A 16,336-nucleotide genomic window follows, 5' to 3' on the forward strand; every position below is an offset into this window, starting at 1 on the left:
GGATCAGCCGCGCGGGACCTTGATCCGCGCCTTGCGCCGCCTGAACAGCAGCACGCAGCCGACCAGCGATCCGATCAGCGACAAAGCGGCGAAGGCGATGAGGATGGGATGGCTGGTATCCTCCCGCGCTTCGAGGTCCATAATATGAAGCCCCCACATGACATCGAACAGCCGCCACCAGCGCGTGCGCACCGCCTCGATCCGCGCGGTGTCCGCGCCGACATAGACGTGTGTGCCGTCCGCCATCGCGACTTGCCAGACGGGCATGGGGCGGCGGAAATCGAAGGGGACGGCATCGGCTTCGAAGAATTGCGCTGGCGGCGGCGGGGCCGAAGCCTGCCCGTCGATCGCCGTTCCCGCGACGGCGATGCCCTGCGCCTCGCGCATGGTCAGGCGCGGGAGGGCGCGCCCGGTGCGGGCGTCGTATCGCTGGACGCTGCCGTCCTCGCGCGTTGCCCAGACCAGCGGGACGCCATCGGGCGAGGCGATCTCGATCCGCTCGATATCGCCGCCGGAAAGGTCGAGTGCGGCTGGCAGCGCCAGTCCAGCGGGCAGGGACTCATCGACCGCGCTCATATCGGCGCGCAGGTGATCGCCGCGCACCGTCTCGATCGGGCGCGAGACCATGACGAGGCCGGTCAGCGTCCACATCACGAGCGGCACGCCCACCAGCCAGCCGAGCCAGATATGCCATTTTGCGAGCCGTCTCATCATGATTATCCTCCTGCCGCGTCGCGCGCCGCAAAGCGCGTCAGGCCTGCGAATGCAAGGCCAAACCCGATGAAGGGCGCAGCGCCATATCCGATAAGCGGCGTGGGATAGGCGCCGAGGAAGGACATCGCAACGAAGCCGGCAAGGGCTGCCGTGCTCGCCAGAGCGGGAAGGCGCGAGGGCGCTTCGAGCGTCAGGAGGATGAAGGCGCTCCACGCCAGGGTCGCCCCCAACAGGATCGCTGCGATCGGCTGGGTCGCCCAGAGCTGGGGCAGCACGTCTTCCACGAAAGGCTGAGGGGGCGGACCGTCGCTGCGCAGGGCAAAAGCCACGGCGATTATTCCGAGCACTGCTGTCAACGCCATCGCAGGGCTCCGCGACAGAACGGTCAAGGTAGCGGCGGTGAATGCCAAGGCGAGCGCGGTCGCCGCATCGGGCTGGATTGCGGCGCAGGTCATGGCAGCCACCAGTAGTGCGGCGCCCCAGCGGACATCGGCATCGGTAGCGGCACAAACCACCAGGAGAGGCACGGCGACCATTCCCGAATGCAGCGCCAGCGGCCCGAGGGGCAACCAGCGGGCAACCCCGTCCACGTCCTGTCCGGTCAGCAGGGGAAGGGCCAGGAGAGCCACGAGAGCCGCGCTGACCACCCGCCGCGCGCCTGGTCCGCACCGTACTCCCTCGCTAAGGATCGTACCCAGAGCGAGCGCCAGCGCGACGAGATTGGTCGCTGCGAAAGTGAGCGGCGCACCGGCGCGGATCAGGAAGATCGCTCCGCCAAGGCCCGGCACCCATAGCGCCGAGCAGAGGCGGAACCGCTGCGACATCCCGTAACGGCGCATCATGCGCCGATCAGATGTGGATTGGCTTGCCCTGAACCGCCATCGCCGCTTCCTTGATCGCTTCCGAATGCGTCGGGTGAGCGTGGCAGGTATAGGCGATGTCTTCGCTGGTGGCGCCGAATTCCATCGCCTGCGCGGCCTGAGCGATCATCGTGCCAGCGACGTTGGCGATCGCCCAGACGCCCAGCACGCGGTCAGTTTCCGCATCGGCGATGACCTTCACGAAACCGTCGGGCTCGTGATTGGTCTTGGCGCGGCTGTTGGCCATCATCGGGAACTTGCCGACTTTGACCTTGGCCTTGTCGCCGCCCGCTTTCTCGATCGCTTCTTCCTGGGTCAGGCCGACACCTGCGAACTCCGGCAAGGTGTAAACGACGCCGGGAATGATGTCGTGATTGACGATGCCGGTCTGGCCCGCGATGTTTTCAGCGCACGCAATGCCTTCATCCTCGGCCTTGTGGGCGAGCATGGGGCCGGGCGCGACGTCGCCGATCGCCCAGACGCCGTCGACCGAGGTGCGGAAATCGTTATCGACCTCGATCTGGCCGCGCTTGTTGGGCTCGAGGCCGATATTTTCGAGGCCGAGGCCTTCGGTGTTGGGGCGCCGCCCGATCGATACGAGGACGCAATCCGCCTCCAGCGTCTCGCTGTCCCCGCCCGCAGCAGGCTCCAGCGTCAGCACGGCCTTGTCGCCCTTGATCTCGACCCCGGTGACCTTGGTCGAGAGCCGCAGTTCCATGCCCTGCTTCTTGAAGATCTTGCCCGCTTCCTTGCGGACTTCGCCGTCCATGCCGGGGAGCAGCTGGTCGAGGAATTCCACGACCACGACTTCCGCGCCCAGGCGGTTCCAGACCGAACCCATCTCGAGCCCGATCACCCCGCCGCCGATGACGACCATCTTCTCAGGGACCTTCTGAAGCTCCAGCGCGCCCGTACTGTCGACCACGACGCCCTTGGCGTTGTCGATCTCCACGCCGGGGAGAGGCGTGACCGAGGAGCCGGTGGCGATGATCACGTCCTTTGCCGTGACGGTTTCGTCGCCCACCTTGACGGTATGCGCGTCCTGGAAGGTGGCGCGGCCTTTCTTCCAGTCGACCTTGTTCTTCTTGAACAGGAATTCGATCCCGCCGGTCAGGCCCTTGACCGCGTCGCGGCGCTGGCCGTGCATCTTTTCGAGGTCGAGCTTCGGCGAAACCTCGATACCCATATCGGCCATCGCGCCATTCGCGGCGGCATCGTAGAACTCGCTCGCGTGCAGCATCGCCTTCGAGGGGATGCAGCCGACATTGAGGCAGGTGCCGCCCAGCGTCTCTCGGCTTTCCGCGCACGCGGTCTTGAGGCCCAATTGCGCGGCGCGGATCGCGGCGACGTAACCGCCCGGGCCCGCTCCGATGACGAGGACGTCGTAATCGTATTGGGTATCGCTCATCAGATGTCTGCCTCGTTAGTCGTGGTGGCGCCGATACCGAGTGCCTCGTCGGCGCATTGCGTCATGATGGTTTCGAGCGCGCTGGTATCGCCCTGGGCGAGATCGACCACGCTCAATTCGGATTGGGCCCGACGGCTGGCGCAATCGCAGATCTGTTCGCTGACCGCGGTGTAATCGCCCGCGCCCATGCCCTCGACCTGCTCGACACAGCGCGCCTTCAATTGCGCGGTCAGGCCACCGCTGCCTTCCGTCCCGGATTCGCCCGCGCCGACGCCCGCTTGGCCACACGCGGCCAAAGCGAAGGGCAGGGCAAGGAGGCCGAGCCTGGTAAGAAAGCGATTGCCGGCCATGGGGATCACAGGTCGATCAGCATCCGGGTCGGATCCTCGATCGCTTCCTTGATGATCTTGAGCGCGGTAACGGCCTCGCGCCCGTCGATCAGGCGGTGGTCGTAGCTCAGGGCCAGATACATCATTGGGCGGATCACGATCTCGCCGTTCACGACGACCGGGCGGTCCTCGATGCGGTGCAGGCCAAGCACGGCGCTCTGCGGCGGGTTGATGATCGGCGTCGACATAAGCGATCCGAACACGCCGCCATTCGAAATGGTGAAGGTGCCGCCCTTCATGTCGTCCATCGTCAGCGTGCCGTCACGCGCGCGCTTGCCGAAATCGGCGATATCCTTCTCGATCCGCGCGAAGCCCTTGTCCTGCGCATCGCGGATGACGGGGACGACGAGGCCGTTGGGCGCGCTGACTGCGACCGAGATATCGACATACTCGTGATAGACGATCTCGTCGCCCTCGATATAGGCGTTGGCGGCGGGCACGTCCTTCAGCGCCAGGCACGCGGCCTTGGCGAAGAAGCCCATGAAGCCCAATTTGATGTCGTGCTTCTTGGCGAAGAGGTCCTTGTATTTCTCGCGCGCTTCGATGACCGCGCTCATGTCGCAATCGTTGAAGGTGGTGAGCAGCGCGGCATTGTCCTGCGCGCCCTTGAGCCGCTTCGCGATCGTCTGGCGCATCCGGGTCATCTTGACCCGTTCTTCCTTGCGCTCGCCCGAAGCAGGCGCCGAAGAGGTCGCTGCCTGCGCGGGCGCGGCGTCTGCAACCGTGTCCGACCCGCTCTTCTTCGCCTTCGCGGCGGCTTCGACGTCTTCCTTGGTCAGGCGGCCATCACGGCCTGTGCCCTTGATCGTCGACGGATCGAGGCCGTGTTCCAGCACTGCGCGGCGCACCGCCGGGTTCAGCGCCTTGACCGCATCCGAAGGCGCGTCCTTCGCCTGCGTCTTCGGCGTGTCACCGGCGCGTTCCTGCTTGCCTTCCTCGCGCTCTTCCTTCGCGCGGCCCGCTTCCTCGCCTTTGGCGGCGGGCGTGCCGCCTTCCTCGATGATCGCGATGACCGCGCCGACTTCGACCGTCTCGCCGACTTCGGCCTTCAACTCGCCCATCACGCCCGCGACGGGGGAGGGGACCTCGACCGCGACCTTGTCGGTCTCGAGGCTGGCGATGGGTTCATCGACCGCGACGGCATCGCCGGGCTTCTTCAGCCATTCGCCGATCGTGCCTTCGGTGACCGATTCACCCAGGGTGGGAACTGTGATTTCCTTGGACATGCGTGTCGGTCCTCAGGCCTTGTTGGAAGAAGTGTCTTGGGATTTGTCGCGCAGAGATGCGCCGCCATCGTTCAGGCCCAGCGCCATCGAGACGAGGCAGCGCTGCTGCTCCTCGTGCCGTTTCGCAAGGCCCGTGGCGGGCGAGGCGGCGACTTCGCGCCCGGCATAGATCGGGCGTTTGCCCTGATGGCCCGACGCGGTCAGCGCATCCTCGATCAGGCGATCGACGAAGAACCAGGCGCCGTTGTTCTTGGGCTCTTCCTGGCACCAGATCACCTCTTCGAGGTTGGGCATCCGGCCCAGGCGGAGCGCCAGCGGCTCGCCGGGGAAGGGGTAGAGCTGCTCGATACGGACGATCGAGACGTCTTCGAGGCCCTCCTCGTCGCGCTTCTGCATCAGGTCGTATGCGACCTTGCCCGAGCACAGGACAAGGCGCTTGACCTTCTCGTCCGCGATTTCGGTCATGTCGGACTTGATCCGCATGAAATGCGTGTCGCCGGTGAACTCGCGCGCTTCGCTCTTGGCGAGCGGATGGCGCAGCAGGCTCTTGGGCGTCATGATGACGAGCGGCTTGCGGAACGAACGCAGCATCTGGCGGCGCAGTACGTGGAAGTAATTCGCCGGGCTGGTGATGTTGCAGACCTGGATATTGTCGTTCGCGCACAGCTGGAGGAAGCGTTCGAGACGCGCGGAGCTGTGTTCCGGCCCCTGGCCTTCATACCCGTGCGGCAGAAGCATCACGAGCCCGTTGGCGCGCAGCCACTTGACCTCGCCGCTGGCGATGAACTGATCGATCATGATCTGCGCGCCATTGGCGAAATCGCCGAACTGCGCTTCCCACATCGTCAGCGTCTTGGGGTCGGCCATGGCAAAGCCGTATTCGAAGCCGAGCACGCCATATTCGGACAGGATGCTGTCATAGACCTCGAACTTGCCGTGCGGCAGCGTGGCGAGGGGGACGTATTTGTGCTCGTCCTCCTGATCGACCCAGATGGCGTGGCGCTGGCTGAACGTCCCGCGCCCGGAATCCTGGCCGGACAGGCGCACACCGTATCCTTCGGTGACGAGACTACCGAAAGCGAGCGCCTCGGCGGTGGCCCAATCGAAGCCTTCGCCGCTGGAGAACATCTCCTCCTTGGCCTTGAGGACGCGGCCCAGGGTCTTGTGGATGGTCAGATCGTCGGGGACCGTGGTCAGCGTGCGGCCGAGACTGTCGAACAGCTTCTTCTCGATCGCGGTGTCGACATTGCGGCGCGCGGTTTCTGGATCGGCCGGCTTGTTCAGGCCCGCCCAGCGTCCGCCGAACCAGTCGGCCTCGTTGGGTTCGTAATCCTTGGCGGCGGCGAAATCCTCTTCCAGCCGATCGTTGAATTCGCCGCGCAGCTGGTCGGCATAGCCTTCGTCGATCACGCCTTCGTCCCTGAGGCGCGCGCTGTAGAGCTCGCTGACCTTGGGATGTCGGCGGATTTCCTTGTACATCAGCGGCTGGGTGAAGCTCGGCTCGTCGCCCTCGTTATGGCCGAAGCGGCGATAGCACCACATATCGATCACGATGTCGCGCCCGAAAGTGTGGCGGTATTCGATCGCCAGCTTGCAGGCGAAGGTAACCGCTTCGGGATCGTCGCCATTGACGTGCAGGATCGGCGCCTGGACGCCCTTTGCGACATCCGAGGGATAAGGGCTCGACCGCGCGAATTGGGGCGAGGTGGTGAAGCCGATCTGGTTGTTGATGATGAAGTGAATGCAGCCGCCGGTGTTGTAGCCGCGCACGCCCGACAGGCCGAAACACTCCCACACGATGCCCTGGCCCGCAAAGGCGGCATCGCCGTGGATCAGTACGGGAAGGACCTGTTCGTGCTTCTTCAGATCGTCGCGGATCGCCTGTTGGGCGCGCGCCTTGCCGAGCACGACCGGATTGACCGCTTCGAGATGCGAGGGGTTGGGGACCAGCGACATATGCACCGAAATCCCGTCGAATTCGCGGTCGGTGCTGGTGCCGAGATGGTATTTGACGTCGCCCGAACCGCCGACATCGTCGGGATTGGCGCTGCCGCCCGAAAATTCGTGGAAGATGACCCTGTAGGGCTTGGCCATCACATTCGCGAGCACGTTCAAGCGGCCGCGATGGGCCATGCCGTAGATGATCTCGCGCGTGCCCGACTGGCCGCCATATTTGATGACCGCTTCCAAAGCCGGGATCATCGATTCCCCGCCATCGAGGCCGAAGCGCTTGGTCCCGACATATTTCTTGGCGAGGAACTTCTCGAACTCCTCGCCCCGGATCACGGCGGCGAGGATGGCGCGCTTGCCTTCGTCGGTGAACTGGATCGTCTCGCCGGGGGATTCGATGCGGTCCTGAAGGAAGCGGCGCTCCTCCACATCGGCGATGTGCATGTATTCGAGGCCGACATCGCCGCAATAGACTTCGCGCAGCCGGTCGTAGAGATCGCCCACGGTGACCCAGCCAAAGCCGAGCACGCCGCCGACGAAGACTTCCAGATCTTCCTGGCCTTCGAATCCGTGCCAGGCGAGCTTGAGATCCTCGGGAAGTTCGCGATGCGAGAGGCACAGCGGATCGAGATTGGCGGCAAGATGCCCGCGCACACGGAAGCTGCGCACCAGCATCATCGCACGGTTGGAATCGTCGGACGCCTTTTCGAGCGCCTTGTCGTCCACCGGCTTGCCCGCCGATTTCGCGGCCTGCTCGACCACCAGCTTCATCTGCGTCGGGTCGAGCGCCTGGACCAGATCCGCGCCGCTATCGGCGACTTCGGCCAGCCAGTTCGGATTGGCCCAGCTCGGGCCCGGCTGCGGCCCGTCCTGATCGCTCAGTTCGGGGATGAAGGACTGGTTCTCGTTACCCATTGTGATCTCCTGCGCCCCCGGGAGAGTCGGCGCGAGAGCCGACGCGGCTTGCGCCGGCTCTGTCAGCCGCGCTGGCTTATGCCAGCTCCTTCAGCATCGCATCGAGCGTGGTGCCAAGCTCGCTGGGCGAGGGGCTGACGCGGATGCCCGCATCTTCCATCGCCGCGATCTTGTCGTCCGCGCCGCCCTGGCCGCCCGAAACGATCGCGCCCGCATGGCCCATGCGGCGGCCCGGAGGCGCCGTGCGGCCCGCGATGAAGCCGACCATCGGCTTGTAACGGCCCTTGGCGCGCTGTTCCTTGATGAAGGCAGCCGCCTCTTCTTCCGCGCTGCCGCCGATCTCGCCGATCATGATGATCGACTTGGTGTCGTCGTCGTCGAGGAAGAGGTCGAGCACGTCGATGAAGTTCGTGCCGTTGACCGGATCGCCGCCGATGCCGACAGCCGTGGTCTGGCCGAGGCCGACCATGGTGGTCTGGTGGACGGCTTCGTAGGTCAGCGTACCCGAACGCGAGACCACGCCGACCGAACCCTTCTGGAAGATCGAACCCGGCATGATGCCGATCTTGCATTCGCCGGGCGTGAGGACGCCGGGGCAGTTCGGACCGATCAGGCGCGACTTGGAGCCCGTGAGCGCGGCCTTGACCTTCACCATGTCGAGAACCGGAATACCCTCGGTAATGGCTACGATCAGTTCGATTTCCGCATCGATCGCTTCGAGGATCGCGTCGGCGGCGAATGGCGGCGGCACGTAGATGCACGAAGCGGTCGCGCCGGTTTCGGCCTTGGCTTCCTTGACGGTATCGAATTGCGGCAGGCCGATATGGTCGGTGCCGCCCTTACCCGGCGTCACGCCCGCAACCATCTGCGTCCCGTAATCGAGCGCCTGCTGCGTGTGGAAAGTGCCGGTGTTGCCGGTCATCCCTTGCGTGATGACCTTGGTGTTCTTGTCTACGAGGATGCTCATCCGATTGTCCTTTCGTCATCCCAGCGAAAGCTGGGATCGCTATCAGCAATGCCGCACCTCGCGGCACAAGACTCCAGCTGCGCCGGAGTGACGATATTTCGTTCAGGGCTTACTTCAGACTTTCGTCCAAGCCCTTGCAGGCCTCGAGCAGTTCCTCGACCGCGTCGGTCGAGACCTTGAGGTTGCTCTTTTCTTCGTCAGACAGTTCGATCTCGATCACATCCTCGGTGCCGCCCGCGCCGATTACGGTGGGGACGCCGACATAGAGACCGTCGAGGCCGTATTTGCCTTCGACATAGCTTGCGCAGGGCAGGATGCGCTTCTGGTCGCCCAGATAGGCTTCCGCCATCGCGATCGCGCTGGTGGCCGGAGCATAGTAAGCCGAGCCGTTGCCGAGCAGGCCGACGATTTCGCCGCCACCCTTGCGGGTGCGGTCGACGATTTCATCGATGCGGCTTTCCGACACGCCCTTGATCTTCGCAAAGTCGTTGACTGGGATGCCGTTGATCGTCGTGTAGCTGGTGACGGGCACCATGGTGTCGCCGTGGCCGCCGAGGACGAAGGCGTTCACGTCCTTCACCGAAACGTCGAATTCCCATGCGAGGAAGGTGGCGAAGCGCGCGCTGTCGAGAACGCCGGCCATGCCGACGACCTTGTTGTGCGGCAGGCCGCTGAATTCGCGCAGCGCCCAGACCATCGCGTCGAGCGGGTTGGTGATACAGATCACGAATGCGTCGGGGCAGTTGTTCTTGATGCCTTCGCCGACCGACTTCATCACCTTGAGGTTAATGCCGAGAAGATCGTCGCGGCTCATGCCGGGCTTGCGCGGAACGCCCGCGGTCACGATCACGACATCGGCACCGGCGATATCGGCATAATCGTTCGTGCCGGTGATCTTCGCGTCGAAGCCTTCGACCGGGCCGCACTGGCTGAGGTCAAGCGCCTTGCCCTGCGGCATCCCCTCGGCGATGTCGAACAGGACGATATCGCCCATTTCCTTCTTCGCGGCGAGATGGGCGAGTGTGCCGCCGATCATGCCGGAACCGATGAGGGCGATCTTCTTGCGGGCCATATCTGTCCGTCCTTATAAAAACGCGGGACCCGGCCTGCCTTCGATCGCTCTGTCCGACCTTGGGCCGAAACGGTCGATCGAACCGGCGCGCACCCGCATCCCGCAAAGGCATCACGCTCGGCAATTCGCCAAGCGACCTAGGCCCGCGAAAACCCGATTGCAACCGATAACGCGCTGGGGCATCAAACTATTTATGCGATTGGTTCGCAATTGCAATAAGAGCTGGCGCCGCTAGGGCCGCGCCATTTTCCAACGGCCCCTATCCCTACGCCGATGAGCGCATCGGGTTCCGGCTCGGCGGTCGTTAAGGGGTGGTGCGCGCCTCGAATCTCTCGCAGAGGCCGTTCGCCAGCCTGCGATCGAGCATCCTGCACACGCCCAGCCACCAGTCGCAATTCGCCCGCTCGCCTGCCAGGAATGCGCGTTCGGCCCGGTCATGCGCTTCCTGCGCCGCGCGCAGCCCATGCTGCGTGAGGCATTTCAGCGCTGCGGCCAGCAGCATATCCGACTGCGCATCGGGCTCGGGAAGGGCCGATCCGTTGTCATTATGCGCGCGCCGGTGGAAACCATCCGCGCCGATGCGGACCATGAGGGTTCGCGAAGTGACGATCGGGGCGGCGATGGAATACGGCATTTGGATAGGCGACCTCGCTCTGTGGCGAGGTCTCTGTAAGGGGCGGGTCGCTAACCTTCTGTTCCGCGGCAAGGTTTCCAGTGCGTAAAGGTCTCGGGCCGCTCCCAATTCGCGCCTCTGACCTGCTCCCGGTCAGGTGCCGGGCTTGCGGATCCACTGGCCGCTGCGCGCATATTCGGGTTTCACCGTGCCGCCGCTTGGCAAATTGTCGTCGACCTGCGGCTGTTGCGCTTCGACCGGACCGGACCCGCGTGGCGGAGCGAAAGCCTCGGCGGGGGAGGGCGGCTCCGACAGGGTGCGGCCGGGGAGGAGAGGGGGCGATATCGTGCGATCCGGTTCGGTCACGAGCGAGGGAACGGCATCGCCCGCGAGGCGTGGCTTGGGCGCGGCCAAAGGCTCGCCGCCGCGATAGCTCATGGAGAACGCATCGGCGAGGCCCGCGCGCCCTTTCCAGCGATAGAATCGATGCGCCCCGATCGACCCGATCAGGTCGAGGCTGCTCGCCCAATAGGGATTGACCGCATGGGTGTGGTAATGGGTGGCGGTGCCGACGGGGGCGAACACCTTGCCGGAAAGAGCCTCGAGCGCCACCGATTGCGCCACCGCCCAGGGCCGCGCGGCTGGGCGGCGATTGAGGCTGCCGTCGCAGGTAAAGGTGAACTGGCAGCCCGTATGCCGCTCCGACCCCTGAAAGACCACGCCGCACACACTGTTCGGATAGGCGGGGTGGGCCACACGGTTGAGCACTACCTGAGCCACCGCCTCCTGCCCGGCATGGCTCTCGCTCGCCGCTTCGTAATAGACCGCCATCGACAGGCATTGCAGCGCACGCGCCTTGTCGATGCCCGATCCTGCCGATTGGAAGGCAGGCGCGGCGGCGGCGCTGGCATCGGCGGGCAGGCTGCTGGCGGCGAACTGGACCGTCCCCTCCTTGTCACCGGAGACGCGCAATTCGTCGAAATCGAGCGCGAGGCGGGGCGTCTCCTCGAGGTAATAGAAGGCGGAACCGGGGAAGCTTTGACCCGGCCGTTCGAACGGCATCGGGGTGGGCGCGGCCTTGCTGCGTTCGAGGCCGAAGGCGCGGGCCGCCAACGTGTCCCAGGCGATCGGCTCGGCCAAGGCAGGCACCGCCACTGCGACCAGCAGCGCGCTCACCGCCATGATGCGACGCCGCGAGATCGGTTCGCGGCCCGTCGCGACAGGCGCCCGATCGTGGGCACGCGCACCCGACCGCCGCCTGCGTGCGCGCGCAGCCGAGCTTCGTGGTCGCCTTCCGGTTTCGAACCCGGTCATGGAATCGCGCGTGTCCTTCTCCACCGATCCGCCGCCTTAGCAGCGCAAAGCTTGCCTTAGCACTAATGCGTAGGATGCGGCAGAGCCGTTCAAGCCACGCGCCGCTTGCCACCGGCCCGCACCGCGCCTAAGCGCGCCGCCAGCGTCATGGGTGCCGGTTCGCGCCGGCCTAAGAGGGAACGGGGTCAAACGCCCCGGCTGCCCCCGCAACTGTGACCGGGGAGCGATCCCGCCATAGGCCACTGTATCTTCGGATACGGGAAGGCGGCGGGGAAGCGGTGATCCGGGAGCCAGGAGACCTGCCCATGCGTGTCGTTCGGCCGCGGGCGGGGTGTACCGATGGCAGACGGGCGAGAGCCGCCTATCCCGATCCTGGGGAAGGCGCTCCCTCCGTAATGAGCGGCGTTCGTTCATTTTTGGAGGTATCATGTATAAATTCCTGTTTTCCCTGTCTGTTTCCTGCCTGTCCATCGCCGCATCTGCGCAGCAAACGCAGTCCGAGGCGCAGCCCGATAGAGATGCGGGCGAAGAGGCTCTGGCCGAGATCATCGCCGGGCAGGGCGGCCCTGCCCCCGTGCCGCCGGAACAGCGCCGCGAGATCGAATTCGTCGCGCGCGAGGATGGCGGAGCGGATGTGATCACCGTCACCGCGACCGGTTTCTCGCTCGATCCCGACAATACCGGCCAGTCGGTGACCGTGATCGGCCGCGACGAAATCGCCGCGATCCAAGGTGCCGACCTCAGCCGCGTCTTTGCGCGCCTGCCCGGCGTAACCTCGGTGCGGAACGGGCCGATCGGCAGCTTCACCGGCCTGAACGTGCGCGGCGCGGCATCCCAACAGCTGCTGGTGCTGGTCGACGGAGTGCGCGTGGCAGATCAGGCGTCCCCCGGCGGCGGCTTCGATTTCGGAACCCTGCTCGCCACGAACGTCGCCAGCCTCGACCTGACGCGCGGCGCCAACAGCACGATCTGGGGAGCCGATGCGCTGGGTGGGGTGCTGAACGTCTCGACCCGCGGCGCGGCAGGTCTCGACGCCTCGCTCGAATATGGCGCGCGCGACACGCTCACCTCGGCCGTCTCGGGTGGGGTCGAGGGGGATCGCTATTTTGTCGGTCTCAGCGGATCGGCGCTGCGCACGGACGGATTTTCTGCGGCGGCCAATGGGACCGAGAAGGACGGGACGAGACAGTTCGGGCTCGGCGGCAGCGCCTTCTTCGATGTCACCGATGCAATCGAACTCTTCGCCAATGCCCGCTACGCCGAAAGCGATCTCGACATCGACGGCTTCGCGCCGCCGACTTTCGCGTTCGGCGATACGCTCGATACGCAGCACACGCGGCAATATTCGGGCGCGGTGGGCGCGACTTATTACGGGCAGAATCTGACCCTGCGCGGGTCCTACGGCCTGTCCGATACCGAGCGCGAAAACGCCAATCCGCTGACCGGCCCCAGCTTTTCGAGCGACGGCCATACCGACAGCCTGCAACTGCGCGGCGAATATCGCGCGATCGGGGGGCTGACTCTGGCTTTCGGCGGCGAACAATACTGGTCGAGCTATGCGACCGACAGCGATGCCGGGGCGGATGTCTCGATCACCGGCGGCTATCTCCAGGCCGGTTGGGTGTTCGGCGGGCTTGCTGCCCATGCGGGCGCGCGGGTCGACGATCACGAATTGTTCGGCAGCGCGGTCAGCTTCGGCGGCGATGTCAGCTATGCGCTCGGCGGTGGCTGGCGCGTGAAGGGCAGTATCGGCGAAGGCTTCAAGGCGCCGACTTTGTTCCAGCTCTTCAGCGATTTCGGCAACGAGGCTTTGCAGCCCGAACGCAGCACCAGTTACGATCTCGGCATCGCGCTGGGCGACCGCAGTGCGGCGCGCTATTTCGCGGTGACGGGATTCCGGCGCGATAGCGAGGATCTGATCGGCTTCGCCTCGTGTTTCCAGAACCCCGCCCCGATCTGCGCATCGCGCCCGTTCGGATATTACGAGAACACCGACCGCGCCCGCGCGCAGGGGATCGAGGTGGAGGGCAGCGCCCTGCTCGGCGAAACCTTCCGCGTCTCCGCCATCTACAGCCTGATCGATACCGAGGACCGGACGACCGGCAACGAGTTGGCGCGCCGTCCGCGCCATTCGGCGACGCTCTACGCTGATTACGAAGCGCCGTTCGGGGTGCGGCTCGGCGCCGATCTGCGCCTCGTTGGCGACAGTTTCGACAATGCGGCGAACAGCGTCAGGCTTGATGGCTATACGCTGGTCGATCTGCGCGCCGCGATGCCTGTCACAGACGCGGTCGAGATATTCGGCCGGGTCGAGAATGTGTTCGACGAGGACTACCAGACCGCAGCGGGTTACGCTCAGGCGGGGCGGGGCGCGTTTGTCGGTGTGAGGACGCGGATGTGATCCGCCTCGTCGCGGCGGCGGTGCTGGCGCTGGGCGGATGCTCGGCGCCGGAACCGACGCCCGCCCCGGCGCCGAAAACCCGTCCCACCATCGTCAGCCTCAACCCCTGCGCCGATGCGATCCTCGCCGAGGTTACCGCGCCGGGGCAGTTGCTGGCGATCTCGCATTACAGCAAGGACCCGCGCGCCAGCTCGATGCAGCCGGGCGATGCGGCCCGATACGAAGCGACCGGCGGCACGGTGGAGGAGGTGCTGGCGCTCGACCCCGATGTGGTGGTCGCGGGCAGTTTCATCGCCCCTGCCACGCGGGCGGCGCTGGCCGATCTCGGCATCAGGGTCGAGACCGTGGGCAGCGTCGGCAGCGTGGCGGACAGTATCGCCCAGGTCCGCCAGCTCGCGGCGCTGACTGGCGACAAGGCGGCGGGCGAGGCGCTGGTTGCACGAATCGAGAAGGCCGCGCGGCCTTCCGCAGAAACCCCGGTCGACACCGTCCTCTGGCAATCGGGCGGGATCGTGCCGGGAGAGGCCACATTGGTCAGCGAATTGCTTGCCCGCGCGGGGCTTGCCAATGGCGCGGCGAACCGTGGGCTGGGGCAGGCGGATTATCTCTCGCTCGAAGCGGTCCTCGCCGATCCGCCGGACCTGCTGCTGGTCGCGGGCAGCGAACGGGGGCAGGGCCATCCCGCTCTGGCCGCCCTGCCGGATACGCGGATCGCGCGGCTCGATCCCAACCTCGTCTATTGCGGCGGGCCGACCATTCCCCGCGCGATGGCGAAACTGCGCGCCCTGCGACAGAGCGTTGCGTCATGACGCGCGCCTCGCTGATCCTTGCCGTACTGCTCGCGATCGCCCTGCCGTTGTCGCTGCTGGCAGGGAGGGTCTGGGTCGATCCGGCGAGCACGCCCAACGCCGCCCTGATACTCGCAGAACTGCGCCTGCCGCGCGGCGTGCTCGCGATCGTCATTGGAGCGGGTCTCGGCGCATCGGGCGCGGCGATGCAGGGCTATCTGCGCAATCCGCTCGCCGATCCGGGCCTGTTCGGGATCGCCCCAGGGGCGGCGCTGGGCGCGGTGGTGGCGTTGTGGTTCGGCTATACGGCGTCGCCCTGGCTCTTGCCCGCCTTCGCGCTGGTCGGGGCCGGGACCGCGATGGGCCTGTTGGCGCTGATCGCGGGACGCACGGGCGGGATCGCCCTGTTCACGCTCGCGGGCCTGATGGTGGCGAGCCTTGCCGGAGCGCTGACCGCGCTTGCAATCAGCCTTGCCCCCAATGCCTTCGCGATGAGCGAGATCGTGTTGTGGCTAAACGGCGCACTGACCGATCGCGGCTGGCGCGAGGTCTGGATCGCCGCGCCGCTGGTGACGCTCGGCATCGCGGTGCTGTGGCGCGCCGGACCGGCGCTCGACGCGCTGACTCTGGGCGATGCGGTCGCCCGCTCGCTCGGCGTCGATCCGACACGATTGCTCTGGCTGCTCATCGTCGGCGTGGCCTTGACCGTGGGCGCGAGCGTGGCGGTGGCGGGGATCATCGGTTTTGTCGGCCTGATCGTGCCACATCTGGTTCGCCCGCTGACCGACCGGCGTCCGTCCTCGCTCTTGTTGCCGAGCGCATTGGCAGGGGCGCTGCTGGTTCTCGCTGCGGACAGCGTGGTGCGCGTGCTGCCGCTGGTCACCGAATTGCGGCTCGGCATCGCGCTCAGCCTGCTCGGCGCGCCCTTCTTCCTTGCCCTGCTGCTGCGGATGCGGCGCGGGCTTGCGGGAGCGATGGGATGACCCTTTCGGTGAGGGACGTGTCGCTGGGTAAGCGCCTGTCCGGCGTCACGCTCGCGCTCGAGCCCGGCAAGGTCACGGCAATCTGCGGACCCAACGGCGCTGGCAAATCTACCCTGCTCGAGGTCATGGCGGGTCTGCTCAAGCCCAATGCGGGCGAGACGCTGCTGGGCGATCTTCTGCCGGGACGCGACAATCCCCGCGAGCGCGCCCGGCGCATCGGCTATCTGCCGCAATCACCCGAGATCGCCTGGGACGTGCCAGTGCGGAGCCTGATCGAGCTGGGCCGTATGCCGCACGGCGATCGCGCGAAAGGGCCCGTCGATGCGGCGATCGACGCGCTGGATTTGCGCCCCTTCGAACAGCGCCGCGTGCTGACCCTGTCCGGCGGCGAGACGGCGCGCGTCCTCCTTGCGCGCATCCTGGCGGGCGAGCCCGACTGGATTCTCGCCGACGAGCCGCTCGCCGCGCTCGACCTCGCGCATCAGCGGATCATCATGCGCCATCTCGTTAGCGAGGCGCGGCGGGGGCGCGGCGTGGCCCTGGTGCTGCACGATCTTGCCATCGCGCTGAACCACGCCGATCGCGTGGTCCTGCTGGATCGCGGTGCGATCGTCGCGGACGGTCCGCCGAGCGAAGCCCTGTCGCGCGAGAGTATCGAGCGAGTCTTCGGCGTGCGGGGCGAATGGGTCGGCCCACCCGGACGGCGCGCCCTTTCCGTCTGATTTTCTTGGCGCTC

The 16,336-nt window shown here is 66.1% G+C and carries 14 protein-coding genes and 1 riboswitch; of the genes, 4 read left to right on the forward strand and 10 right to left on the reverse strand.

All coding sequences use genetic code 11. The features are described from left to right. Window positions 1-3 precede the first annotated feature (3 nt). The 10 genes from GRI47_RS03105 to GRI47_RS03150 form a co-directional block, all read right to left on the reverse strand. Window positions 4-714: a PepSY domain-containing protein gene (locus GRI47_RS03105; protein ID WP_160659900.1), complete on the reverse strand. Its 711-nt coding sequence runs from the start codon at window positions 712-714 to the stop codon at window positions 4-6. Between the two features lie 2 nt (window positions 715-716). Continuing rightward, the gene (locus tag GRI47_RS03110; protein ID WP_160659901.1) at window positions 717-1,556 is read right to left on the reverse strand and encodes a hypothetical protein; all 840 of its coding nucleotides are present in this window, start codon (window positions 1,554-1,556) and stop codon (window positions 717-719) included. Between the two features lie 7 nt (window positions 1,557-1,563). Beyond that, window positions 1,564-2,982, reverse strand: a complete 1,419-nt coding sequence (gene lpdA / locus GRI47_RS03115) for a dihydrolipoyl dehydrogenase (protein WP_160659902.1) — start codon at window positions 2,980-2,982, stop codon at window positions 1,564-1,566. After that, window positions 2,982-3,332 carry a hypothetical protein gene (locus GRI47_RS03120; protein ID WP_160659903.1) on the reverse strand — a complete coding sequence of 117 codons (351 nt, stop codon included), beginning with the start codon at window positions 3,330-3,332 and terminating at the stop codon, window positions 2,982-2,984. The genes lpdA and GRI47_RS03120 overlap by 1 nt, the downstream gene beginning before the upstream one ends. Window positions 3,333-3,337: 5 nt before the next feature. Further along, window positions 3,338-4,597, reverse strand: a complete 1,260-nt coding sequence (odhB, locus tag GRI47_RS03125; protein ID WP_160659904.1) for a 2-oxoglutarate dehydrogenase complex dihydrolipoyllysine-residue succinyltransferase — start codon at window positions 4,595-4,597, stop codon at window positions 3,338-3,340. A 12-nt stretch (window positions 4,598-4,609) separates the two neighbouring features. Next, window positions 4,610-7,462, reverse strand: a complete 2,853-nt coding sequence (locus tag GRI47_RS03130; RefSeq protein WP_160659905.1) for a 2-oxoglutarate dehydrogenase E1 component — start codon at window positions 7,460-7,462, stop codon at window positions 4,610-4,612. Window positions 7,463-7,538: 76 nt separating this feature from the next. Further along, window positions 7,539-8,429: a succinate--CoA ligase subunit alpha gene (gene sucD, locus GRI47_RS03135; protein WP_160659906.1), complete on the reverse strand. Its 891-nt coding sequence runs from the start codon at window positions 8,427-8,429 to the stop codon at window positions 7,539-7,541. Window positions 8,430-8,538: 109 nt separating this feature from the next. Further along, window positions 8,539-9,501 (reverse strand): malate dehydrogenase, encoded by a 963-nt coding sequence (gene mdh, locus GRI47_RS03140; protein ID WP_160659907.1) that lies wholly within the window; start codon window positions 9,499-9,501, stop codon window positions 8,539-8,541. Between the two features lie 304 nt (window positions 9,502-9,805). Beyond that, a complete protein-coding gene (locus tag GRI47_RS14920) occupies window positions 9,806-10,135 on the reverse strand; it encodes a hypothetical protein (protein WP_237452603.1) in 330 nt (109 codons plus the stop codon). Window positions 10,136-10,267: 132 nt separating this feature from the next. Next, window positions 10,268-11,296, reverse strand: coding sequence for a cell wall hydrolase (locus GRI47_RS03150; RefSeq protein WP_160659908.1), 1,029 nt, complete (start codon window positions 11,294-11,296; stop codon window positions 10,268-10,270). Between the two features lie 264 nt (window positions 11,297-11,560). Then, window positions 11,561-11,749, forward strand: a riboswitch (cobalamin riboswitch). 106 nt (window positions 11,750-11,855) lie between these two features. Between GRI47_RS03150 and GRI47_RS03155 the strand changes: the two genes are divergently transcribed. From GRI47_RS03155 to GRI47_RS03170, 4 genes are read left to right on the forward strand one after another with little or no spacing between them, the layout of a single operon-like run. Then, window positions 11,856-13,829: a TonB-dependent receptor plug domain-containing protein gene (locus GRI47_RS03155; protein ID WP_160659909.1), complete on the forward strand. Its 1,974-nt coding sequence runs from the start codon at window positions 11,856-11,858 to the stop codon at window positions 13,827-13,829. Further along, entirely contained in the window at window positions 13,826-14,638 is an 813-nt protein-coding gene (locus GRI47_RS03160; protein WP_160659910.1) for an ABC transporter substrate-binding protein, read from the forward strand. The genes GRI47_RS03155 and GRI47_RS03160 overlap by 4 nt, the downstream gene beginning before the upstream one ends. After that, window positions 14,635-15,600 carry a FecCD family ABC transporter permease gene (locus GRI47_RS03165; RefSeq protein WP_160659911.1) on the forward strand — a complete coding sequence of 322 codons (966 nt, stop codon included), beginning with the start codon at window positions 14,635-14,637 and terminating at the stop codon, window positions 15,598-15,600. Before GRI47_RS03160 ends, GRI47_RS03165 begins: the two co-directional genes overlap by 4 nt. Continuing rightward, on the forward strand, window positions 15,597-16,322 hold the full coding sequence (locus GRI47_RS03170) for an ABC transporter ATP-binding protein (protein ID WP_160659912.1): 726 nt from the start codon (window positions 15,597-15,599) through the stop codon (window positions 16,320-16,322). The genes GRI47_RS03165 and GRI47_RS03170 overlap by 4 nt, the downstream gene beginning before the upstream one ends. Window positions 16,323-16,336 lie beyond the last annotated feature (14 nt).

Origin of the sequence: Qipengyuania pelagi (assembly GCF_009827295.1) — a bacterium.
GTDB lineage: Bacteria > Pseudomonadota > Alphaproteobacteria > Sphingomonadales > Sphingomonadaceae > Qipengyuania > Qipengyuania pelagi.

Excerpts from the sequence above, each read along its gene's own strand:
- GRI47_RS03105 (WP_160659900.1), bottom strand. The coding sequence starts at position 714 with ATGATGAGACGGCTCGCAAAATGGCATATCTGGCTCGGCTGGCTGGTG.
- GRI47_RS03110 (WP_160659901.1), bottom strand. The coding sequence starts at position 1,556 with ATGATGCGCCGTTACGGGATGTCGCAGCGGTTCCGCCTCTGCTCGGCG.
- lpdA (WP_160659902.1), bottom strand. The coding sequence starts at position 2,982 with ATGAGCGATACCCAATACGATTACGACGTCCTCGTCATCGGAGCGGGC.
- GRI47_RS03120 (WP_160659903.1), bottom strand. The coding sequence starts at position 3,332 with ATGGCCGGCAATCGCTTTCTTACCAGGCTCGGCCTCCTTGCCCTGCCC.
- odhB (WP_160659904.1), bottom strand. The coding sequence starts at position 4,597 with ATGTCCAAGGAAATCACAGTTCCCACCCTGGGTGAATCGGTCACCGAA.
- GRI47_RS03130 (WP_160659905.1), bottom strand. The coding sequence starts at position 7,462 with ATGGGTAACGAGAACCAGTCCTTCATCCCCGAACTGAGCGATCAGGAC.
- sucD (WP_160659906.1), bottom strand. The coding sequence starts at position 8,429 with ATGAGCATCCTCGTAGACAAGAACACCAAGGTCATCACGCAAGGGATG.
- mdh (WP_160659907.1), bottom strand. The coding sequence starts at position 9,501 with ATGGCCCGCAAGAAGATCGCCCTCATCGGTTCCGGCATGATCGGCGGC.
- GRI47_RS14920 (WP_237452603.1), bottom strand. The coding sequence starts at position 10,135 with ATGCCGTATTCCATCGCCGCCCCGATCGTCACTTCGCGAACCCTCATG.
- GRI47_RS03150 (WP_160659908.1), bottom strand. The coding sequence starts at position 11,296 with ATGGCGGTGAGCGCGCTGCTGGTCGCAGTGGCGGTGCCTGCCTTGGCC.
- GRI47_RS03155 (WP_160659909.1), top strand. The coding sequence starts at position 11,856 with ATGTATAAATTCCTGTTTTCCCTGTCTGTTTCCTGCCTGTCCATCGCC.
- GRI47_RS03165 (WP_160659911.1), top strand. The coding sequence starts at position 14,635 with ATGACGCGCGCCTCGCTGATCCTTGCCGTACTGCTCGCGATCGCCCTG.
- GRI47_RS03170 (WP_160659912.1), top strand. The coding sequence starts at position 15,597 with ATGACCCTTTCGGTGAGGGACGTGTCGCTGGGTAAGCGCCTGTCCGGC.